The organism is Streptomyces sp. NPDC055287, from assembly GCF_053646035.1.
Genome location: NZ_JBSHNE010000006.1, coordinates 43,224 through 63,121, shown reverse-complemented (window position 1 = coordinate 63,121; position 19,898 = coordinate 43,224). Strand labels below are relative to the sequence as shown.

Below are 19,898 nucleotides of genomic sequence, written 5' to 3'. Positions count from 1 at the left end.
GGGAGAAGGCATGACGGACAACGACAGGCACGTACTCCGGGCGGGGGCCGCCTCGCAGGGCCCGTACGCCCTGGACATCGACCCCGAACGGGCCGGCTGGAGCTACTCGGGCCTGCGCGTGCTGGAGCTGCCGCCCGGTGGCTCCCACCCGCTCGCGGCCGGAGACAGCGAGTGGATCGTGCTGCCGCTGAGCGGTGGTTGTGCGGTGCATGTGGAAGGCGAGACCTTCGAACTGCGGGGCAGGTCGAGCGTGTTCAGCTCGGTCACGGACTTCGCGTACGTACCGCGCGACGGCCACGCCCGGATCACCACCGGCGCGGGCGGCCGCTTCGCCCTGGCAGGAGCGAGGTGCGAGCGACGACTCCCCGCCCGCTACGGCCCCGCGCCGGAGGTACCCGTCGAACTGCGCGGCACCGGCAACTGCTCGCGCCAGGTCAACAACTTCGCGGCGGCCTCGGCCTTCGCGTGCGACCGGCTGATCGCGGTCGAAGTCCTCACCCCGGGCGGCAACTGGTCCTCGTACCCGCCCCACAAGCACGACGAGCACCACCCGGGAGTCGAGTCCGAGCTCGAAGAGATCTACTACTTCGAGGTCGACGGGAACGGCTCCGTCGGCCGGGACAGCGGTCTCGGCTATCACCGCGTCTCGCCGTCCCGTCCCGGCGGTACGGACGTCCTCGCCGAAGTCCGCAGCGGCGACGCCGTTCTCATCCCCGACGGCTGGCACGGCCCGTCCGTCGCCGCGCCCGGCCACACCCTCTACTACCTCAATGTGATGGCCGGACCCGGGGAGGAGCGGGAGTGGCTGATCCGCGACCATCCCGACCACGGCTGGATCCGCGACACCTGGCGCTCGCAGCCCGTCGACCCCAGGCTGCCGCTGTACGGACCCGAGGAGCAGGAGAGATGACCACCCACCCCCCGGCCGGCCACCCGCCTGCCACCCACCCCCCGGCCACTCACCCCCAGGTCACCCGCCGCCTGACCACCGCCCAGGCCCTGATCGCCTTCCTCGCCCGCCAGTACACCGAGCGCGACGGACTGCGCCACCGCCTGATCGCCGGCACCTGGGGCATCTTCGGCCACGGCAACGTCGCCGGCATCGGCCAGGCGCTCCTCGAACCCGGCTCGGACGACATGCCGTACCACCAGGGCCGCAACGAGCAGGCCATGGTGCACGCCGCCGTCGGCTACGCCCGCCAGAGCAACCGCCTCTCCGCGCACGCAGTGACCACCTCCATCGGCCCCGGCGCCACCAACCTCGTCACCGGAGCCGCCCTCGCGACCGTCAACCACCTCCCGGTGCTCCTCCTCCCCGGCGACACGTTCGCGTCCCGCCCCGCCGACCCCGTCCTCCAGCAGCTCGAAGTCCCGTACGCCGGTGACGTGTCCGTCAACGACTGCCTGCGCCCGGTGTCCAGGTACTTCGACCGGGTCACCCGCCCCGAGGCCCTGATCCCGGCGGCGCTCGCCGCCATGCGGGTCCTCACCGACCCCGCCGCGACCGGGGCCGTCACGCTCGCGCTGCCGCAGGACGTGCAGGCGGAGGCGTACGACTGGCCGGAGGATTTCTTCGCCGAGCGCGTCTGGCACGTACGGGCCCCCGAGCCGGACCGGCACGAACTCGCCGAGGCGGTACGAGCGCTCCGTGCCGCCCGCCGCCCCCTGCTGATCGCGGGCGGCGGCGTCCACCACAGCGGCGCCGAGCAGGCCCTCGCGTCCTTCGCCGAGGCCACCGGCGTCCCCGTCGCCTCCACCCAGGCCGGCAAGGGCTCACTCCCGTACGACCACCCGGCGGACGTCGGCGGCATCGGCCACACGGGCACCGCCACCGCCGACGATCTCGCCCGTACCGCGGATCTGGTCATCGGCGTCGGCACGCGCTACTCCGACTTCACCACCGCCTCCGCCACCCTGTTCCAGAACCCGGGCGTCCGCTTCGTCAACCTCAACATCACCGGCTTCGACGCCCACAAGATGGGCGCCCAGCAGGTGGTCGGCGACGCCCGCGCCGCCCTCCGGGCCTTCGAGCACGCCCTGGACGGCCACCGCGTCCCCGACGCCCATGTCACCGAGTACCGCGAGGCCAAGGCGCACTGGGAGTACCGCGTCACCGCCGCCTACGCCGCGCCCGACGGGGACGCCCGGCCCACCCAGGTCCAGGTCCTCGGCGTACTAGACAGCCTCGCCACCCACGACGACATCCTCATCAACGCGGCCGGCTCCCTCCCCGGCGACCTCCACAAATTGTGGCGGTCCCGCTCCCGCGACCAGTACCACGTCGAATACGGCTACTCCTGCATGGGCTACGAGATCCCCGCCGCCATCGGCGTGCAGCTCGCCGCGCCCGGCCGGCCGGTGTGGGCGCTGGTCGGGGACGGTACGTACCTGATGAATCCCACTGAGATCGTCACCGCCGTGCAGGAACGCCTCCCCATCAAGGTCGTCGTCCTCCAGAACCACGGCTATGCCTCCATCGGCGGCCTCTCGGAGTCCGTGGGCTCCGAGCGTTTCGGTACGGCGTACCGCTTCCGGACGCCCGACGGCACCTACACCGGCGCGCCGCTCCCGGTGGATCTGGCCGCCAACGCCGCCTCCCTGGGGATGCGGGTCATCCGCGCCCAGACCGTGCGTGACCTGCGGGAAGCTCTGACGGAGGCGCGCCGGTCCGACGGCCCCACATGTGTCTACGTCGAGACGCGAACGCCCGACACAGTGTCGGGCGCGCCCGGCGCGCAGGCGTGGTGGGATGTTCCCGTGGCCGAGACCGCGACCCGCCCGTCGACGGTCAAGGCCCGGGAGGAGTACGACCGTCAAGCCGCTGCGCGACGCCGCCATCTCTGACCGACCCCGCTGCAATACAAGGAGTTCTGGGATGAAGACCGTCAACCACTTCATCGGCGGCAAGACCGTCGAGGGCGCGTCGGGCAACTGGGGCCCGGTCACCGACCCGGCCACCGGCGAAGTGACCACGCAGGTCGCGCTCGCCTCGGTCGAGGAGGTCGACGCCGCCGTCGCGTCGGCGAAGGCCGCGTACGCGACGTGGGGCACCTCCTCCCTCGCCGCGCGCACCGCGGTCCTCTTCCGCTACCGCGCGCTGCTGGACGCCCACCGCGACGAGATCGCCGCGCTGATCACCGCCGAGCACGGCAAGGTCCACTCGGACGCGCTGGGCGAGGTCGCCCGCGGTCTGGAGATCGTCGAGCTGGCGTGCGGCATCACGACGCAACTCAAGGGCGAGCTGTCCACGCAGGTGTCCAACCGCGTCGACGTCTCCTCGATCCGCCAGTCGCTCGGTGTCGTCGCGGGCATCACGCCCTTCAACTTCCCGGCCATGGTGCCGATGTGGATGTTCCCGCTGGCCATCGCGTGCGGCAACACGTTCGTGCTGAAGCCGAGCGAGAAGGACCCGTCCCCCTCGGTCAGGCTCGCCGAGCTGGCGTCCGAGGCCGGGCTGCCCGACGGCGTACTGAACGTCCTGCACGGCGACAAGGTCGCGGTCGACGGCCTGCTCCACCACCCGGACGTGGCGGCGGTCTCCTTCGTCGGCTCGACGCCGATCGCCCGCTACATCCACCAGACCGCCTCCGCCAACGGCAAGCGCGTCCAGGCCCTCGGCGGCGCGAAGAACCACATGCTGGTCCTGCCGGACGCCGACCTCGACGCGGCCGCCGACGCGGCGGTCTCGGCGGCGTACGGCTCGGCGGGTGAGCGCTGCATGGCGATCTCCGCGGTGGTAGCGGTCGGCGCGATCGGCGACGAGCTGGTCGACAAGATCCGCGAGCGCGCCGAGAAGATCAAGATCGGCCCCGGCAACGACCCGACATCCGAGATGGGCCCGCTGATCACCGCCGCCCACCGCGACAAGGTCGCCTCGTACGTCACGGGCGCGGCCACGCAGGGCGCGAAGGTCGTTCTGGACGGCACGGGCCACACGGTCGAGGGCTTCGAGAACGGTCACTGGATCGGCCTGTCCCTCCTGGACGAGGTCTCCACGGACTCCGACGCCTACCGTGACGAGATCTTCGGCCCGGTGCTGTGCGTGCTGCGCGTCGACACCTACGACGAGGGCGTCGCCCTCATGAACGCGTCGCCCTTCGGCAACGGCACCGCGATCTTCACCCGTGACGGCGGCGCGGCCCGGCGCTTCCAGCTGGAGATCGAGGCCGGCATGGTCGGCGTCAACGTGCCGATCCCGGTGCCGGTGGGCTACCACTCCTTCGGTGGCTGGAAGGACTCGCTCTTCGGCGACCACCACATCTACGGCAACGACGGCATTCACTTCTACACGCGCGGCAAGGTCACCACGACCCGCTGGCCGGACCCGGCGGACGCCCCGGCGGGCGTCGACCTCGGCTTCCCGCGCAACCACTGATCACCGTCCGACAGGGCCCCGCGCCGGCCGCCAGTCCGGCGCGGGGTCCTGCCCGTTCACCTCTCCTCGCGTACGGCCTCGATGTTGTTGCCGTCGGGGTCGCCGACGAACGCGCACCAGGCGCGGTACTCGCTCCACACGCGCGGAGCGCGCCGCACCTCGCCGCCCGCCGCCGACGCGGTGGCATGGAAGCCTCGAGCCGGACGATCGCGCACAGCGTGCTCCGCGACAGCCCGCCGGACGGGTTGAGCGTGTTCTTGCGGCAGGCCGGCGACGCGACGAGCTCGGCGCGGACCTGCTGGGGCCGCCTACGCGGCATGGCCTCCGCGGTTGATGTCCATGCGCGCGAAGCTGCCACACCGGGCCGGACGCTGCCCGGGTGTCGGCGGACACCCCCGGCGAAATGCGGTGGTGGCACGCGTCCCCGGGCGGCATTCTGGCCGCATGACGCACCACCCCATGCGCGAGATACGCGCGCTGCACACGGACACCACCGTCACCGTCTACCAGGCGTACGCCCCCGCGATCGGCATCCCCGCCGCGCGTGACGGCCGTTTTCCGGCCGCCTGGAAGCGGGGCCGGATGACGTGGATCAAGCCGTCGTTCCTGTGGATGATGTATCGCTGCGGCTGGGGCCTGAAACAGGATCAGGAGACGGTACTCGCGGTCGAGATCACCCGCGACGGCTTCGACTGGGCCCTGCGCAACGCCTGCCTGTCGCACTACGCACCCGGCGTCCACGCCGACCAGGCCGACTGGAAACGTCAGTTGAGTCAGGCCCCGGCCCGCGTGCAGTGGGACCCGGAGCGCGACGTACGGCTCAATCCGCTGCCGTACCGCTCGTTGCAGCTCGGGCTGGCAGGCGAGGCGGCCGGGCGGTACGCGGACGAGTGGACGGTCTCCGTCACCGACGTGACCCCGCTCGCCCACGAGATCCATGCGCTGGTGCGGGGTGGGGACGCAGCGGCGGCCGAGCGGCTGCTGCCGCGCGAGCGGGTCTATCCGGCGGGGGCGGAACTGCTCGCTCCCCTGGGCGGCGCGGCGTAACCGCTGCCCCCCCCAGGGGGCACGGACCTGAAGCGTCAGCGCACGTCGACGTAGTCGCCGGCGGCGGCCACCGCGGGCGTGGTGGCCGTGCCGGCGAAGTTCCAGCGCCAGTAGCCGTCGGCGCGGGCCGTGGTGGTGGCCTTCAGGTTGCCCGTCCCGTCACTCGTCACGGTCTTGACGGTCGTGTGGTCACCGAGAGGGTGAACGACTCCGTCCGTGAGGTGCCGAAGACGACGGCCCTGCCCCCGTTCACGGAGACCTTCTTGATCTCCACACCGGTTTCCGCCGCGTACGCCGCGGGAGCGGCGGTGAGGGCGGAGCCGGAAAGTACCAGGGCGCCGGCGAGAAGGGCGCCTGTGGATGCTGCGCGCATGAATCCCCAGATGGTTCGGGCTGCCCGCGACCGACCGTAAACCCCCCGGTCACGGGCATGACAGATTGCGGCGTGAGGATAACGCGCGATCCGACGGCGTCCGCACCCGAGTGTCCGCTCCTCCGGGCGCGGCGACGCCTGCCGCGCCCGGGGAAGGGATCACTGGGTCGTCGCCGGGCTAGAACAGCGAGTGCAGGAGCCGGTTGGGCGAGCCGGTGCGCGGGTCCTGGACCTTGCCTGGGGTGGCGTTGTTGACGAGGGCGTCGCGGACCTGGGCCGGAGTGGCGGTGGGGTGGGCGGAGACGTAGAGGGCCGCCACTCCCGCGGTGTGGGGGGCCGCCATCGACGTACCGGAGATGGTGTTCGTCGCCGTGTCGCTGTCCTTCCAGGCCGAGGTGACGTTCACACCCGGCGCGAAGAGGTCCAGGCACGTGCCGTAGTTGGAGAACGAAGCGCGGCGGTCGCTGCTGTCGGTCGCGCCGACGGTGATGGCCTCGGGGACGCGGGCGGGGGAGTAGTTGCACCCGTTGGCGGGCCAGCCGAGGAAGTTGCCGTTCCCGGCGGCGACGGCATAGCTGACGCCGGAGGCGATGGACCGCTTCACCGCGTTGTCGAGGGAGGTGTTCGCGCCGCCGCCCAGGCTCATGTTGGCCACGGCGGGCTTCTGTGCGTTCGCCGTCACCCAGTCGACGCCGGCGATGACGCCGGCGTTCGTACCGGAGCCGGCGCAGTCCAGGACGCGCACCGCGACCAGCTTCACGGCCTTCGCCACGCCGTACGTGCTGCCGCCGACCGTGCCCGCCACGTGCGTGCCGTGGCCCTGGCAGTCCTGGCCGTTCTGGCCGCCGCCCACCGTGTCGGTGCCGACCGTGGCGCGGCCGCCGAACTCACTGTGGGAGGTGCGGATTCCGGTGTCGATGATGTACGCCGAGACGTTCGAAGCGGTGGTGTTGTAGGTGTACGTCGTGGAGAGCGGGAGGCTGCGCTGGTCCACGCGGTCGATGCCCCAGGTGGCGTTCGTCTGCGTCTCGCTGAGCCGGACCCGGGAGTCCTGTTCGACGTACGCGACCTTGGGGTCGGAGGCGAGCTTCGCCGCCCGCGCCTTGGGCATCGTGGCGGAGAAGCCCTTGAGGGCACTGCGGTAGACGTGTTTCGGCGTGACGCCCAGGTCGGCGGCGCGCGTCGTGCCGTCCTTCAGGACGACGATCCAGCTGTTCTCGACCGCCGTTGAGGCCGGAGCCAGGCGGAGGTCACCGGCGGGCGCGCTCTGTGCTGTGGGAGGGCCTGCGAGCTGGAGACCGGCTGCGAGGGCTATGACGGGTATCAGGGCCCCTGCGCGGCGGAAAGTACGTCTCATGTGTCGTGCACCTGACCTTTCGTTGACCGGATCGCGGGCAATTGCGGGGTGCGTGGTGCGGTCGCGCGGTGCGGATGCGCAGCACAGGGTCTCGTGCGGCGCACAAGCGCACAAGGTCGTGTTACGGGCGGGATCAAGCCAAAGAGATGCCTGCGACGCGCAGGCGCCCGGTCGCAGCCGACCGGCCGGGCGGGGAGAGGGACATGGGCTGATTCATGTCTGTGCTCGCGCCCTCAGGTCTCCGCGGGCCGAGACGCTGCCCACAGCGCCACGCTCACTCGAACGTCCAGGTGAGCATCGAGAAATCACCGTCGTCCTCGGCCCGCGTCGAGCGGTACGTCGCCAGCGCCGCGTCGTTGTCGCGCTCCACGCCCACCCACATGTCGTAGCAGCCGCGCTCCTTGGCGACCTCCGCCAGTGCCTGCGTCAGGGCGCGGCCGATGCCGCGTCGGCGGTGCGCCTCGTCGACGGACAATTCGTACAGGCATATCTCGGTGCCTTTGTCCGGATGGCTCATCTCGATGCCCGAGACCATCCCGGCGGGCTCCCCGTCGACGTACGCGATGAGCATCAGATGGCCGGGCGAGGCCAGGAACCTCTCCGCCCATTCCGGGCGGGCCGGGCCGTCGTACAGGTGCTCGGCGGCGGTGAGTTCCGCCACTGTCGTCGCTCGCCGGACGACCGGTCGGACATCCATGGGTTCCCCTCGCTACTCCGGCTGCGGTACGGGGCGGCGGCCCCGTACTCCTCGAGTACTCCACAGACTTCCATCCGGGGGCCCGCTTCGGCTGTCATACCCGGGACCTAGGGTTCAGTTATGAAGCTACGCATTCCCCGCAGCAGGGCGCTCGTCGGCGCGGCCGCCGCGTGCGCCGTCCTCGTCGGGGGCGGCACATGGACGGCCGTCGCCTCCGACAGCGCGCCCGCCGTGCACCGCGAGGAACGGATCATGCGCATGGACGGGGTGAGAATCGACACCTCGTTCTTCACGACGGACAGCGGCGCCGGGAAACGGCCCGCGGTCCTCCTCGGCCACGGCTTCGGCGGCAGCAAGCGCGACGTACAGGCACAGGCCGAGCAACTGGCCCGCGACGGGTACGCCGTGCTGACGTGGTCCGCGCGCGGCTTCGGGAAGTCGACCGGGAAGATCGGGCTCAACGATCCCGACGGCGAGGTCAAGGACGTGTCGCGGCTGATCGACTGGCTCGCCGAGCGCCCCGAGGTGCGGCTCGACGCCGACGGCGACCCGCGTGTCGGCGTCAGCGGCTCGTCGTACGGCGGCGCCATCTCACTCCTCGCCGCGGGACACGACAAGCGCGTCGACGCCGTCGCGCCCCAGATCACGTACTGGAACCTGGCCGACGCGCTCTTCCCCGACGGGGTCTTCAAGAAGCTCTGGGCCGGGATGTTCATCAACGCGGGGGGCGGCTGCGACCGCTTCGAGGAGCGGCTGTGCGAGATGTACGAACGGGTCGCCGTCGCCGGAAAGCCGGACGCCGCGGCGCGTGACCTGCTGGCCGCGCACAGCCCGTCCGCCGTCGGTGACCGCATCAAGGTGCCCGCGCTCATCGTGCAGGGACAGAACGACTCGCTCTTCCCGCTCGGTCACGCCGACGCGATCGCGAAGGCGGTCGACGACAACGGCGCGCCCGTGGCCGTGGACTGGATCGCGGGCGGGCACGACGGCGGGGACCGGGAGTCAGCCCGTGTGGAGGGCCGGATCACCGACTGGTTCGACCGCTACCTGAAGGGCGACAAGGGCACGGACACCGGGCCCGGGTTCCGCGTCACCCGTACCGGAGGTGTCGACTCCACAGACGGCGCGGCCCGGCTCAGGGGCGCGACCAGTGACCGTTACCCGGGCCTGGAGGCCGGGCAGCGCAAGCTGAACCTCACGTCGGGCGGGCGCGAACAGCACTTCACCAACCCGGCCGGGGCGAACCCGCCCGCCATCTCCGCCGTACCGGGCGTCGGAGAGCTGTCCCGGCTGTCCGGGCTCGGCGTCGGGCTCTCCCTCGACTTCCCCGGCCAGAACGCGCGCTTCGAAACCGCGAAGCTGCGCTCCGACCTGCGCATCACGGGCTCACCGACCGTGAGGGTCAAGGTGAAGTCGGACAGCGACGACGCCGTCCTGTTCGGCAAGGTGTACGACGTGAGCGCCGACGGCAGCCGGCAGGTGCTGCCCTCCCAGCTCGTCTCGCCCGTCCGCGTCACCGGGGCCGGCGCGAAGGACGGCGCCACCGTCGAGCTGCGGCTCCCGGCGGTCGACCACGAGGTCAGGGCCGGCCACCGGCTGCGCCTCGTGCTCGCCGCCACCGACCTCGGGTACGCGTCCCCGGCCGACCCGGCCGCGTACACCGTCTCGCTCGAAGGGGACGGCGCGCTCACCGTGCCCACCGCGTCCGATGTGAGGACCCAGGCGGCCCCGCTGCCCTGGTGGGTCTGGGGGCTGCCCGCGATCGGCGCCGCCCTGGCCGTGGCCCTGCTGCTCACCGCCCGGCGGCGGACCGCCGCGCCCGCGCCGGACCCGGCGCTCGCCGAGGTGCCGCTGCAGATCACCGACCTGACGAAGAAGTACGCCAAGTCCGCCGACCGGTACGCCGTACGGGACCTGTCCTTCCGCGTCGAGAAGGGCCAGGTGCTCGGACTCCTCGGGCCGAACGGCGCGGGCAAGACCACCACCCTGCGCATGCTCATGGGCCTCATCGCGCCGGACAGCGGCGAGATCCGGGTCTTCGGGCACGCCGTCAGGCCGGGCTCACCCGTGCTGTCGCGCGTAGGCGCGTTCGTCGAGGGCGCCGGTTTCCTGCCGCATCTGACCGGGCGCGCCAACCTGGAGCTGTACTGGCAGGCCACCGGCCGGCCGGCCGAGGACTCCCGGACGGAGGAGGCCCTGGAGATCGCGGGGCTCGGCGACGCGCTGGAGCGCGCCGTACGGACGTACTCCCAGGGCATGCGGCAGCGACTCGCCATCGCTCAGGCCATGCTCGGCATGCCGGACCTGCTCATCCTCGACGAGCCGACGAACGGCCTCGACCCGCCCCAGATCCGCGAGATGCGGGACGTCATGATCCGGTACGCGGCGGCGGGGCGCACCGTCATCGTCTCCAGCCACCTCCTCTCGGAGGTCGAGCAGTCCTGCACGCACCTCGTCGTCATGGACCGTGGGCGGCTGATGCAGGCCGGGCCCGTGGCGGAGATCACCGGCGGCACGGACACGCTGCTCGTGACGACGGACGGCGACGTGACCGAGGCTCTGGCCGAGAAGGTGGGGGCGCTGCCGGGCATCGGTTCCGCCGTACGCACCGACGAGGGCCTGCTCGTACGGCTGGACGGAGCGTCGCCGAGCGCACTCATCGGCGAACTGGTGCGCCTCGACGTTCCGCTGACGGGCGTCGGGCCGAACCGCCGCCTGGAGGACGCGTTCCTCACCCTGATCGGAGGCTCCTCCGCATGAGCACCAACCTTGTGGATCCGGCGACCGCGTCGGCCCCCGGCTACCGGGCCGGTCACACCCTGCCGCTGCGCGTCGAGGCGATGCGGCAGTGGCGCAGGCGGCGCACCATGGTCATGGCCGTGGTGCTGGGCGCGCTGCCGCTCATCCTGATCGCGGCGTTCGCGATCGGCGGCACACCGGGCGCCGAAGGCGGCCGGGTGACCCTGATGGACACCGCCACCGCGTCCGGCGCCAACTTCGCGGCCACGTGCCTGTTCGTGTCCGCGGGCTTCCTGCTGGTGGTGCCGGTGGCACTGTTCTGCGGCGACACGGTGGCCTCCGAGGCCAACTGGTCGTCGCTGCGCTACCTGCTGGCGGCGCCGGTGCCGCGTGCCCGGCTGCTGTGGAGCAAGCTCGCGGTGGCTCTGGGCTTCAGCCTGGCGGCGATGGTGCTGCTGCCGGTCGTGGCCCTGGTGACGGGTTCGATCGCGTACGGCTGGGGTCCGCTGGAGCTGCCGACCGGCGGTTCGCTGCCGGCCGGGGACGCCATACCGCGCCTCGCGGTCGTCGTGGCCTTCATCTTCGTGTCCCAGCTGGTCACCGCGGCGCTCGCGTTCTGGTTGTCGACGAAGACCGACGCCCCGCTGGGTGCGGTCGGCGGTGCGGTCGGCCTGACGATCGTGGGCAATGTGCTGGACGCGGTCACGGCGCTGGGATCCTGGCGTGATTTCCTCCCCGCGCACTGGCAGTTCGCGTGGGCGGACGCGCTTCAGCCGCAACTGGAGTGGGGCGGAATGCTCAAGGGCGCGGCGGTGTCGGTGACGTACGCGCTGGTGCTCTTCGCCCTCGCCTTCCGCGGGTTCAGCAGAAAGGACATCGTTTCCTGACGGAGGGTCGGCCATGATGTGCGCATGGCCACACTTCTGATTGCCCTCGCCATCGTCGCCACCGGGCTCTATGCCGGTTTCATGCTGATCTTCCTGACCGGGATCATGCCCGCCCTGGGGCGGCTCACGGACGAGCAGTTCGTGGCGGCGATGCGACGTATCAACGAGGAAGTCCCGCGCGGCGTGTTCGTGTCGGTCATGCTCGCCTCGGTCGCCTTCCCGGCGGCCGCGCTGGCCGTGCCGGGCGACGACCGGTCGGGTACGCAGTGGGTCCTGCTGGGCGCCGGCCTCGTGCTCGTGGTCCTCAACCATGTGGTCACCGTCGCCGGGAACATCCCCCTCAACAACGCCCTGGCCGCCTCCGAGCAGACGGGCACCGAGCAGACCGGCACCGGGAAGGCACGCGCCGGGCAGCCAGGTGCCGGGCAGTCCGCTGCCGCCGACCGCGAGGCCCGTGCGGCCTTCGAGACGCGGTGGAACCGCCTGCATCTGGTCCGGACGCTGCTGGTCACAGCGGGCTTCGCCCTCGTGGTGAGCGCCGCGCTCGCATAACGGCGGAAGTACTCAACATCCTTGAGGACACCGCCCGGTTGCGAGGAGTCAACCGCAGCGCAACCATTTGCGGGGCCCGGGTGTCTGGTGAGGCGTGGAGGGACCAGTCCGCTCCGCCACGGCCCACCCGCACTGAAGGAGTACGTGTGCCCGCCAAAGCACTCCGCGCCGGCGTCGCCCTGGGCACCATCGCCCCAGGAGCCGCGCTCGGCTCCGCGTTCAACCGCTGACCCTCCACGGGAAGGCAGTGCCCCGCCGCGACGAACCCGCGACGGGGCACTGCTGATTCCTCCGGTTGCCGTCGGGCGGCGGGGGGAGTCGACGACTCACGAGGCCGTGGACGATCCCGGGTCGGTGAGGGTGATGGCCCCGGCGGGGCACACCCCGGCGGCGATGCGGGCGGCCGCGTGGTGCTCGCGCGGCGGCCAGGCGTTCAGAAGGGCGACCAGGCCCTCGTCCGCGTCCTGGTCGAAGACCTCGGGGGCGGTCAGTGCGCACATTCCGGCGCCGAGGCAACGGGCGCGGTCGACTGAGAGTTCCACGGCACTCAGTCCTTGTCCCAGGTGACCGGGAGCCGGTGCACGCCGTAGATGTTCATGTTCGTCCGCAGGGGCACCTCGTCCGGCGGTACGGCCGTCCGGAGGGTGGGGAACCGGGTGAACAGGGCCGGAAGGGCGACCTTCATCTCGACGCGGGCCAGCTGCTGGCCCAGGCACTGGTGGATGCCGTGTCCGAAGCCCAGATGCCCTGTGGCCCCGCGGCGCAGGTCGAGGGTGTCGGGGTCGGGGAACTTCTCCGGGTCGCGGTTGGCGGCCTCGAACGAGACGGTGACCGTCTCACCCGCCCTGATCACCTGACCCTCCAGCTCGACATCCTCCAGCGCCGCCTTCACCCCGGTGTGAGCGATGGTCAGGTAGCGCATCAGCTCTTCCACAGCCTGGTCGGCGAGGTCCGGATCGGCGCGCAGGGCGTCGGCCTGCGCGGGGTTGCTCAGCAGCGCGAACGTACCGTGGGCCAGCATGTTGGCTGTCGTGTCGAGGCCGGCGCCGAGGAGGAAGCCGCCGACGCCGCTCAGTTCGTCATCGGTGAGGTCGGAGCCCCGGGCCAGGTCGCCGAGCAGATCGTCGGTGGGCTCGGCGCGCTTGGCGACGACCAGCTGCCGTACGTACTCCTGCAACCCGGTCATGGCGCCCTGCCGTTCCTCGGGGCTCGCGTCCATGCTGGTCAGGGTGAGCGTGTGGCGGTGGAAGGTCTTGCGGTCGGCGTACGGCACACCGAGGAGCTCGCAGATCATCAGCGCGGGGATGGGCTGAGCGAAGGTCTCCACCAGATCCACATCCGGACCCTGGCGCTCCATCGCGTCCAGATGCTCGGTGGTGATCTGCTCGACCCGTTCGGTGAGCCGGCGCATCCGCCGGACCGTGAACTTGCCCATCAGCAGGCGCCGGTAGCGCGTGTGCTCGGGGGCGTCCATGCCGGTCATGTCGCCAGTGGGGGCGGGCGGCAGCAGGCCCTCGGGGCCGCCCGGGAGCGGATAGTGCATCAGTTCGTAGCGGGAGCTGAAACGGGAGTCGGCGAGTATGGCCCGGACCACGGAATAGCCGGTGGCCAGCCAGCCCACGTGCCCGTCGGGGAAGACCAGCCGGGTGAGCGGGCGCTCCGCCCGAACCTGCGCCAGCGCGTGGGGCGGATCGAAGGGGCAGCCCGTGCGGCGGTCGGTGGGCAGCGCGGGTAATGCTTCCTGGGAGTTGGTGCGGGGTGACGGCACGGGAGGTTCGTACTGCATGCTGTTCTCCAAGGTGGGAGTGAGCTTGCAAGTGAGTGCAAGTGAGTGCAAGTGAGTGCGGGTGGCGGGCGGGGCGGTCAGCGGACCAAGCCCGTGCAGCTCTTCCCGTGGCGGTGCGCACGCGGGGCGGGGCGGTCGGGCTCGCCCGGCTCCAGCGCGGCGGCCACGGCCCGTATGAGCCACGCGTTGATCGACAGGCCCTCCTGGCCTGCCGCCTCCTCGACGCGGGCCTTGAGGTGGGCGGGAAGCCGGAAGTTGACGCGGGCGGTGGCGCCGTCATCCCCCTCTGCCGTCATGGGCGGCGTCGATGGCGCCACGTGTGGCGCCATCGACGCGCCGGTCGCGACCGGCGCGCTCTCGGAAACCTCCGGGGCGGGCGGCGGCGTCACGACGAACTCCGGCTCGATTCCCCGCAGCCGTACGTCGACCGAGCCCGGCGCCAGCTCCCGGGTGATCTCGTCCATGGCACTGGACAGGGCGCTCAACAGGGTGAGCCGGGCGGCCGAGCCCAGGGGAGCGGTGAGCCGCTCGGCCAGGGCGCGAGCCTCCTCCCCGCCGGCTGCCGCGGCGACGGCGAGTTCGTGGCCGAGGCTGTCCACGTAGGGCGTGAGGTCCATGACGCCATGGTGGCACCATGATGGCGTCATTGCAAGCAGTTGTGGCGCCGCAGGGCGTGCAGGCGCCGGATGACGCCGGCGTGCCGAGAGGGCCCCACGGCCGGGGCTGGGGCCTGCGGCCCAAGTGCTGTCGAAGGCGCCGCGCATCATGCGTCTGTGGACCGCGGCGCCGCAGGGGTGGGCTCTCGGCTGGGTGCGCGTATTGCGTGAATTCACACCGGAATTCCGGCCGCATTGTCTTTGAATGGCTCGCCCCCTGAATTTCGGGCAGCCGCGGCGGCGCAGGTGCGCGGCGCAACATCGAAATGAGAGGCAGCGCACCATCACGAGGAGGTGTCGTTCATGCCCGAGGCTCCTGGAATCGGGCACGTCGCCCTGACCGTGAGCGACGTGAAGCGCAGCGCGGAGTTCTACAACCGGCTGCTGGACACGCAGACGGTTCTCGACGTGGAGGACGAATACGGCCCCTTCGTGGTCGACGCCTCCCCGTCGTTCGTCCTCGGTTTCCGCAGGCATCGGGCGACGAGCGAAGCGGATGTCTTCGACCCGGCGCGCGTCGGACTCGACCATTGCGGATTCCATGTCGCCGACCGGGGTCAGCTGGAGGTTTGGGAGGCCCGGCTCGACGAGCGGGGTGTGTCGCACTCCGGAATTGTCGAGGACCCGTTCGGGCTCCATCTCAGCTTCAAGGATCCGGACCATATCGCCCTGGAGTTCTTCTGCCCGGCGGAACAGGGCTGACCCCGCGGCAAGGAAGCCCTCCCGGAGGGGAGGACTGGCGGTCGAACGGGTGAAGCGCCCCCGGCAGGACTCGAACCTGCGGCCAAGCGCTTAGAAGGCGCCTGCTCTATCCACTGAGCTACGGGGGCCGGATCATGGCCTCGGCGGCCTGGGGCCCCGGGCTGGGAGGGTCCTGGACCTTGCCGGGGACAAGGATAGGGCTCCGATCGCCTTGGGCCGGTTGCTTCACCTGCGTGGCACGATGTGGAGGTTCAGTGAAGCGAACCTGATAATCGCAGGCGAGTGCGAATCGCGCACCGCTTTTGGCGTCTCGCGCCCCGGGTGTTGTGCACTCGTTATGCCTGCGCCCCACTCGTACCGTCTGTCCCTCACCGCCAATTGGCGCTCATAGGCGCGCAGAGGGGCTTTTAGGCTTCTAAAAGGCTCCAAAATTGGGCATTCTTCGCATGTGGTGACCTTGGACGCACGGCCTCAGCTGATCGACGCACTCTCCGCCCTGCGCGACCGTGTCGCCGCCGTGCGCCTGCCGCTCCCCCTGCTGGGGGCTCCGCGCGCACGGCAGACGCGGATCGAGTTGCTGGCACAGCTCGACGACTATCTGCTGCCCCGGCTGAAACAGCCCGAAGCGCCCCTGCTCGCCGTCATCGGCGGTTCCACCGGAGCCGGCAAGTCCACCCTCGTCAACTCCCTTGTGGGCAGGCGGGTGAGCGAAGCCGGGGTGCTCCGGCCCACGACGCGCACGCCCGTGCTCGTATGCCACCCGGACGATCACCACTGGTTCGCGAATCTCCGCGTACTGCCGCAGCTCACGCGCGTCTGGCTGCCCCGGCAGGAGGGCGACGACGACGCGGCCGACACACCCCTGGGGGCGGAAAGGGGCGGCGACGGCGGCGACACACTGCGGGTGGAGACCGTCGGGACGCTGCCGCGCGGGCTCGCCCTCCTCGATGCCCCCGACATCGACTCGCTGGTGGCCGGGAACCGCGTGCTCGCCGCCGAGCTCATCTGCGCCGCCGATGTGTGGGTGATGGTGACCACCGCTTCCCGGTACGCCGACGCCGTGCCGTGGCACCTCCTGCGTACCGCGAAGGAGTACAAGGCCACCCTCGTCACCGTCCTCGACCGGGTGCCCCACCAGGTCATCGGAGAGGTGTCGCAGCAGTACGCCGCGCTCCTGACCAAGGCCGGACTCGGCGACGTCCCCCGGTTCACCATCCCCGAGCTGCCCGAATCCGCCGGAGGCGGCACCGGACTGCTGCCCTCCACCGCCGTCGAGCCCCTCCGCGCCTGGCTGGCGCACCGGGTGCACGACCCGGCGGCCCGCCAGCAGGCCGTGGGCCGTACCGCGACCGGCGTCATCGAGTCGCTCAACGCCCGCATGCCCGAGCTGGCCGGTGCCGTCGCCGCACAGTACGCCGCCTCCGTACGGCTGACCGCCGATGTCGAGGAGGCATACGAGAAGGAGGGCGCGCGGGTACGCCGCAGGCTCCAGCGCGGCGCGGTTCTGTCCGGCGACGCCCTCACGCGCTGGCGCGGCTATCCGCTGGACAGTTCGGCGCGTGAGCTTCTCGACTCGCTCGTCGAGAGCCTCACGGCGTTGCTGCAGTGCGCGGTCGCCGCCGCCGACGAGCACGTCCACGAGGCATGGCGGCGGGAACCCGCCGCGGACGCGGTGGCGTTCGGCATCCCCGACCGGGAGGCGGGCGAGCGCATCGGTATGGCCGCACGGCGCTGGCGACGCGTGCTCGAAGAGCTCGCCGAGGAGGAGGTACGCGACCTGGAACGGCCGCCCGCGCCCGACGCCGAGACCGTGGCCGCCCTGCTCGCCGCCGCGCTGCTGGGCGGCCGCCGGGCGCGCACCGCCGGGGAACGGCTGGCCGAACGGATCGGCGCCGTCGCCGCGACCCGGCTGCGCGACAAGGGCGGGGAGCTGCTCACGACGTACATCGACCGCGTACTCAACACCGAAAGGGAACGGCGGCTCGCGCCGCTCGACGCCCTCGCAGTGACCCCGGAACCGCAGGCCGAGCTGATCGCCGCGCTCTCCGTGCTGCAGAAGGAGAAGTGATCGCAAACGTGACCGCTGTGACAAATGACATGGATGGCTTGGATGGCGGCGCCGACGTCGATGAGGTGCATGACGTGCGTGGGGCAGATGAGTCGGACGTGCCAGGTGAGTCGGGTACGTCCGGTGAGGTACACGGGGTGGACGGAGCGGATGGCGCGGTCGCGGGGCGGTGGGACGACGGGCTGATCGCGCGCCGCGCCGCCGAGCGCGCGGCCCGCGGCGAGCGGGCCGGCCGTCCCCTGCGTCCCGTGCCGCTGTCGTCCGACGGCTCCCGGGCGGCCGACGACGAGTACGACGGCCTCCTGCCCGGCGGCGCCTACGGCGGCCGGCTGCGCGGACGCCTCGACGCCCTGCGCGAGCTGGTCGGGCTCTCCCGTACCCGCCTCGACGCGACCACTCTCGCCGAGGCCGGCCGCGTACTCGACGAGGCAGCCGCCCGGCAGCGGCTCTCCGCCCGCCACACCGTCGTCGCCGTCGCGGGCGCCACCGGCAGCGGGAAGTCGACGCTCTTCAACGCCCTCGCGGGCGTCCAGATCTCCGACACGGGACTGCGCAGGCCGACCACGTCCGCACCGATCGCCTGCAGCTGGACGGACGGCGCCGCCGGGCTGCTGGACCGCCTCGGGATCCCCGGCCGGCTGCGCCGCAGGCCGGCTCCGCTCGGCTTCCGCGACGAGGCCCTGAACGGGCTCGTGCTCGTCGACCTGCCCGACCACGACTCGGCCGCCACAGCCCACCGGGACCAGGTGGACCGGGTCCTCACGCTCGTCGACGCGGTGATCTGGGTCGTCGACCCGGAGAAGTACGCCGACGCCGTGCTGCACGAGCGCTATCTGCGGCCGCTCGCAGGGCATGCCGAGATCACCTTCGTGGTCCTCAACCAGGTGGACCGGCTGCCCGGCGACGCCGCCGACCTGGTCCTCGACGATCTGCGCAGGCTGCTCGACGAGGACGGCATGGCGCTCGGCGAGCACGGCGAACCGGGCGCCACGGTCCTGTCCCTGTCCGCGCTGACGGGCGAGGGCGTCCCCGAACTGCGCGAGATGCTCGGACAGTTCGTACAGGAGCGCGGGGCTCCCGCCCGCCGGCTGTCCGCCGACGTGGACGCCGCCGCGGCCCGGCTGCGGCCCGTCTACGTCGCCGACGGCCGGCGGCCGCAGGAGCTCGGCGAGCTGGCCCGGGCCGAGTTCACCGACCGGCTCGCGGAGGCGGTGGGCGCGGCGGCCGTGGGCGAGGCGGCCGAGCGGGAGTGGCGCCGGAACGCGGGCAAGTCGTGCGGTACGCCCTGGCTGAGGCTGTGGCGCTGGTACGAGGCGCACCGTGCTCTGGGTGCCGGGATCGACCCGATTTCCGGGCAGACCCCGGCCGAGGGCGAGGAAGCGGAGATCACCGCCCGCCAGCGCGTGGAGCAGGCCGTGCGTACGGTCGCCGACCAGGCCGCCGCCGGGCTGCCCGGTCCCTGGGCGCAGGCGGTGCGGGAGTCTGCGGTGCGCGGGGCGGCCGGGCTGCCGGAGGAGCTGGACGTCCTGGCGGTACGGGCCGGAGTGCCCCGCGGCAGGCCGCCGAAGCCCCCGTGGTGGCCGGCGGCGGTGCTGACCCAGGCCTCGATGACGCTGCTCCAGATCTTCGGCGGGCTGTGGCTGGTGGGCCAGATCGTGGGCGTGCTGGAGCCGCAGTTGCTGCCGCCCGTACTGGTGATGCTCGCCGGCATCATCGGGGGCCCGCTGGTGGAGTGGGCGTGCTCGGTGACGGCCAGGGGTCCCGCGCGGCGGTACGGCCAGGACGCCGAGCGCAGGCTGCGGGAGGCGGCCGCCGGGTGCGGCCGTGCGCGGGTGCTGGATCCGGTGTCGGCGGAACTGATGCGGTACTGGGAGGTGCGGGAGCAGTACGTGGCGGTGACGGGCTTGTCCACAACCGGCCGGTAGTCCCCAGGCCCCGGCGGGCTCGCCGCGTCCGGTCCAGCATGGGACCAGCCGGCCGGGCATGGGCGGCTCGGGAGTGTGGAGGGGGAGTCGGGATGAGTGACACCTGGGTGACGCTGGTGGGCAACGCCGCGACCGGCGTGGACTACCGGGACACGGCGACGGGCGGCGTGGCGCGCTTCCGGCTGGCGGTGTCGGCGCGGTACTGGGACCGCCAGAAGGAAAGCTGGGCGGACGGGCACTCCAGCTTCTACACGGTCTGGGCGCGGCGGTCGCTCGCGACGAATCTGGCCGGCTCGTTGTCGATCGGGGAACCGCTGCTGGTGCACGGGCGGTTGCGGGTCCGCGACGAGGAGAAGGACGGGCAGCGAAGATTCTCCGCGGACATCGACGCGCTGACGGTAGGGCACGACATGACACGGGGTACGTCCGCCTTCAGGCGCGTGGTGAAAGGAGATCCCGCGTTGACCCGGCGTCCGGTGACGGAAGGGTACAACTCGGCAGATTCGCACGGCGATTTGTCGACAGGGCCGGTAAGGCGAGGCGATGAGCGATAACGATTCTGATTCGGAATGGCTATCTGACGGTATGACAGAGGGCTGTCGTTCCCCGCGTCTCTAGGATTTCGGGATACTCACGGGGCACTTGAGTCTGCCGGCGAGGCGCTCCCCCCACCGTCGCACCCACGCGAAAGGGCCTCGCCCGAAGGGGAATTCTGTGTTTTCTGCTTTCTCTGC

General features: G+C 71.7%; 19 protein-coding genes and 1 tRNA gene. 11 read left to right on the top strand and 9 right to left on the bottom strand.

Going from position 1 to position 19,898, the window contains the following annotated elements:
* Nucleotides 1-10 precede the first annotated feature (10 nt).
* Genes iolB through ACWIHY_RS12065 form a run of 3 tightly spaced genes read left to right on the top strand, consistent with a single transcriptional unit; the run spans nucleotide 11 to nucleotide 4,375 of the window.
* The gene (gene iolB / locus ACWIHY_RS12075) at nucleotides 11-910 is read left to right on the top strand and encodes a 5-deoxy-glucuronate isomerase (RefSeq protein WP_454375531.1); all 900 of its coding nucleotides are present in this window, start codon (nucleotides 11-13) and stop codon (nucleotides 908-910) included.
* The gene (gene iolD / locus ACWIHY_RS12070; RefSeq protein WP_454375530.1) at nucleotides 907-2,844 is read left to right on the top strand and encodes a 3D-(3,5/4)-trihydroxycyclohexane-1,2-dione acylhydrolase (decyclizing); all 1,938 of its coding nucleotides are present in this window, start codon (nucleotides 907-909) and stop codon (nucleotides 2,842-2,844) included. Before iolB ends, iolD begins: the two co-directional genes overlap by 4 nt.
* Nucleotides 2,845-2,875: 31 nt before the next feature.
* Nucleotides 2,876-4,375: a CoA-acylating methylmalonate-semialdehyde dehydrogenase gene (locus ACWIHY_RS12065; protein ID WP_454375529.1), complete on the top strand. Its 1,500-nt coding sequence runs from the start codon at nucleotides 2,876-2,878 to the stop codon at nucleotides 4,373-4,375.
* 56 nt (nucleotides 4,376-4,431) lie between these two features.
* Here ACWIHY_RS12065 and ACWIHY_RS12060 read toward each other — a convergent pair whose 3' ends face one another.
* Nucleotides 4,432-4,590, bottom strand: coding sequence for a hypothetical protein (locus tag ACWIHY_RS12060; protein ID WP_454375528.1), 159 nt, complete (start codon nucleotides 4,588-4,590; stop codon nucleotides 4,432-4,434).
* 229 nt (nucleotides 4,591-4,819) lie between these two features.
* Between ACWIHY_RS12060 and ACWIHY_RS12055 the strand changes: the two genes are divergently transcribed.
* A complete protein-coding gene (locus ACWIHY_RS12055) occupies nucleotides 4,820-5,422 on the top strand; it encodes a DUF4291 domain-containing protein (RefSeq protein WP_454375527.1) in 603 nt (200 codons plus the stop codon).
* A 35-nt stretch (nucleotides 5,423-5,457) separates the two neighbouring features.
* Here the strand turns inward: ACWIHY_RS12055 and ACWIHY_RS12050 are convergent, their stop codons facing one another.
* The 4 genes from ACWIHY_RS12050 to ACWIHY_RS12035 form a co-directional block, all read right to left on the bottom strand.
* A complete protein-coding gene (locus tag ACWIHY_RS12050; RefSeq protein ID WP_454375526.1) occupies nucleotides 5,458-5,592 on the bottom strand; it encodes a hypothetical protein in 135 nt (44 codons plus the stop codon).
* Nucleotides 5,589-5,795: a hypothetical protein gene (locus tag ACWIHY_RS12045; protein WP_454375525.1), complete on the bottom strand. Its 207-nt coding sequence runs from the start codon at nucleotides 5,793-5,795 to the stop codon at nucleotides 5,589-5,591. Before ACWIHY_RS12045 ends, ACWIHY_RS12050 begins: the two co-directional genes overlap by 4 nt.
* Before the next feature lie 178 nt (nucleotides 5,796-5,973).
* On the bottom strand, nucleotides 5,974-7,152 hold the full coding sequence (locus ACWIHY_RS12040) for a S8 family peptidase (RefSeq protein WP_454375524.1): 1,179 nt from the start codon (nucleotides 7,150-7,152) through the stop codon (nucleotides 5,974-5,976).
* 274 nt (nucleotides 7,153-7,426) lie between these two features.
* A complete protein-coding gene (locus ACWIHY_RS12035; protein WP_454375523.1) occupies nucleotides 7,427-7,849 on the bottom strand; it encodes a GNAT family N-acetyltransferase in 423 nt (140 codons plus the stop codon).
* Between the two features lie 120 nt (nucleotides 7,850-7,969).
* Here ACWIHY_RS12035 and ACWIHY_RS12030 point away from each other — a divergent pair, with 120 nt between their 5' ends.
* From ACWIHY_RS12030 to ACWIHY_RS12020, 3 genes are read left to right on the top strand one after another with little or no spacing between them, the layout of a single operon-like run.
* Nucleotides 7,970-10,609 carry an alpha/beta fold hydrolase gene (locus ACWIHY_RS12030; RefSeq protein ID WP_454375522.1) on the top strand — a complete coding sequence of 880 codons (2,640 nt, stop codon included), beginning with the start codon at nucleotides 7,970-7,972 and terminating at the stop codon, nucleotides 10,607-10,609.
* The gene (locus ACWIHY_RS12025) at nucleotides 10,606-11,475 is read left to right on the top strand and encodes an ABC transporter permease (protein WP_454375521.1); all 870 of its coding nucleotides are present in this window, start codon (nucleotides 10,606-10,608) and stop codon (nucleotides 11,473-11,475) included. Before ACWIHY_RS12030 ends, ACWIHY_RS12025 begins: the two co-directional genes overlap by 4 nt.
* A gap of 24 nt (nucleotides 11,476-11,499) precedes the next feature.
* Entirely contained in the window at nucleotides 11,500-12,027 is a 528-nt protein-coding gene (locus tag ACWIHY_RS12020) for an anthrone oxygenase family protein (RefSeq protein ID WP_454375520.1), read from the top strand.
* A gap of 326 nt (nucleotides 12,028-12,353) precedes the next feature.
* On the opposite strand, the gene ACWIHY_RS12015 is transcribed toward ACWIHY_RS12020, so the two are convergent.
* From ACWIHY_RS12015 to ACWIHY_RS12005, 3 genes are all read right to left on the bottom strand, one after another.
* Entirely contained in the window at nucleotides 12,354-12,569 is a 216-nt protein-coding gene (locus tag ACWIHY_RS12015) for a ferredoxin (RefSeq protein WP_454375519.1), read from the bottom strand.
* 5 nt (nucleotides 12,570-12,574) lie between these two features.
* Nucleotides 12,575-13,813: a cytochrome P450 gene (locus tag ACWIHY_RS12010; RefSeq protein WP_454375518.1), complete on the bottom strand. Its 1,239-nt coding sequence runs from the start codon at nucleotides 13,811-13,813 to the stop codon at nucleotides 12,575-12,577.
* Between the two features lie 77 nt (nucleotides 13,814-13,890).
* The gene (locus ACWIHY_RS12005) at nucleotides 13,891-14,430 is read right to left on the bottom strand and encodes a hypothetical protein (RefSeq protein ID WP_454375517.1); all 540 of its coding nucleotides are present in this window, start codon (nucleotides 14,428-14,430) and stop codon (nucleotides 13,891-13,893) included.
* A gap of 342 nt (nucleotides 14,431-14,772) precedes the next feature.
* Here ACWIHY_RS12005 and ACWIHY_RS12000 point away from each other — a divergent pair, with 342 nt between their 5' ends.
* The gene (locus ACWIHY_RS12000) at nucleotides 14,773-15,171 is read left to right on the top strand and encodes a VOC family protein (protein WP_454375516.1); all 399 of its coding nucleotides are present in this window, start codon (nucleotides 14,773-14,775) and stop codon (nucleotides 15,169-15,171) included.
* 55 nt (nucleotides 15,172-15,226) lie between these two features.
* Here the strand turns inward: ACWIHY_RS12000 and ACWIHY_RS11995 are convergent.
* A tRNA-Arg gene (locus ACWIHY_RS11995) sits at nucleotides 15,227-15,299 on the bottom strand.
* A gap of 329 nt (nucleotides 15,300-15,628) precedes the next feature.
* Between ACWIHY_RS11995 and ACWIHY_RS11990 the strand changes: the two genes are divergently transcribed.
* The 3 genes from ACWIHY_RS11990 (at nucleotide 15,629) to ACWIHY_RS11980 (ending at nucleotide 19,718) form a co-directional block, all read left to right on the top strand.
* On the top strand, nucleotides 15,629-17,239 hold the full coding sequence (locus ACWIHY_RS11990) for a dynamin family protein (protein ID WP_454375515.1): 1,611 nt from the start codon (nucleotides 15,629-15,631) through the stop codon (nucleotides 17,237-17,239).
* 29 nt (nucleotides 17,240-17,268) lie between these two features.
* Nucleotides 17,269-19,164, top strand: a complete 1,896-nt coding sequence (locus ACWIHY_RS11985) for a GTPase (RefSeq protein WP_454375514.1) — start codon at nucleotides 17,269-17,271, stop codon at nucleotides 19,162-19,164.
* A gap of 92 nt (nucleotides 19,165-19,256) precedes the next feature.
* Entirely contained in the window at nucleotides 19,257-19,718 is a 462-nt protein-coding gene (locus tag ACWIHY_RS11980) for a single-stranded DNA-binding protein (protein WP_454375513.1), read from the top strand.
* Nucleotides 19,719-19,898 lie beyond the last annotated feature (180 nt).

Excerpts from the sequence above, each read along its gene's own strand:
- iolB (WP_454375531.1), top strand. The coding sequence starts at position 11 with ATGACGGACAACGACAGGCACGTACTCCGGGCGGGGGCCGCCTCGCAG.
- iolD (WP_454375530.1), top strand. The coding sequence starts at position 907 with ATGACCACCCACCCCCCGGCCGGCCACCCGCCTGCCACCCACCCCCCG.
- ACWIHY_RS12065 (WP_454375529.1), top strand. The coding sequence starts at position 2,876 with ATGAAGACCGTCAACCACTTCATCGGCGGCAAGACCGTCGAGGGCGCG.
- ACWIHY_RS12055 (WP_454375527.1), top strand. The coding sequence starts at position 4,820 with ATGACGCACCACCCCATGCGCGAGATACGCGCGCTGCACACGGACACC.
- ACWIHY_RS12045 (WP_454375525.1), bottom strand. The coding sequence starts at position 5,795 with ATGCGCGCAGCATCCACAGGCGCCCTTCTCGCCGGCGCCCTGGTACTT.
- ACWIHY_RS12040 (WP_454375524.1), bottom strand. The coding sequence starts at position 7,152 with ATGAGACGTACTTTCCGCCGCGCAGGGGCCCTGATACCCGTCATAGCC.
- ACWIHY_RS12035 (WP_454375523.1), bottom strand. The coding sequence starts at position 7,849 with ATGGATGTCCGACCGGTCGTCCGGCGAGCGACGACAGTGGCGGAACTC.
- ACWIHY_RS12030 (WP_454375522.1), top strand. The coding sequence starts at position 7,970 with ATGAAGCTACGCATTCCCCGCAGCAGGGCGCTCGTCGGCGCGGCCGCC.
- ACWIHY_RS12025 (WP_454375521.1), top strand. The coding sequence starts at position 10,606 with ATGAGCACCAACCTTGTGGATCCGGCGACCGCGTCGGCCCCCGGCTAC.
- ACWIHY_RS12020 (WP_454375520.1), top strand. The coding sequence starts at position 11,500 with ATGGCCACACTTCTGATTGCCCTCGCCATCGTCGCCACCGGGCTCTAT.
- ACWIHY_RS12010 (WP_454375518.1), bottom strand. The coding sequence starts at position 13,813 with ATGCAGTACGAACCTCCCGTGCCGTCACCCCGCACCAACTCCCAGGAA.
- ACWIHY_RS12005 (WP_454375517.1), bottom strand. The coding sequence starts at position 14,430 with ATGGACCTCACGCCCTACGTGGACAGCCTCGGCCACGAACTCGCCGTC.
- ACWIHY_RS12000 (WP_454375516.1), top strand. The coding sequence starts at position 14,773 with ATGCCCGAGGCTCCTGGAATCGGGCACGTCGCCCTGACCGTGAGCGAC.
- ACWIHY_RS11985 (WP_454375514.1), top strand. The coding sequence starts at position 17,269 with ATGGATGGCTTGGATGGCGGCGCCGACGTCGATGAGGTGCATGACGTG.
- ACWIHY_RS11980 (WP_454375513.1), top strand. The coding sequence starts at position 19,257 with ATGAGTGACACCTGGGTGACGCTGGTGGGCAACGCCGCGACCGGCGTG.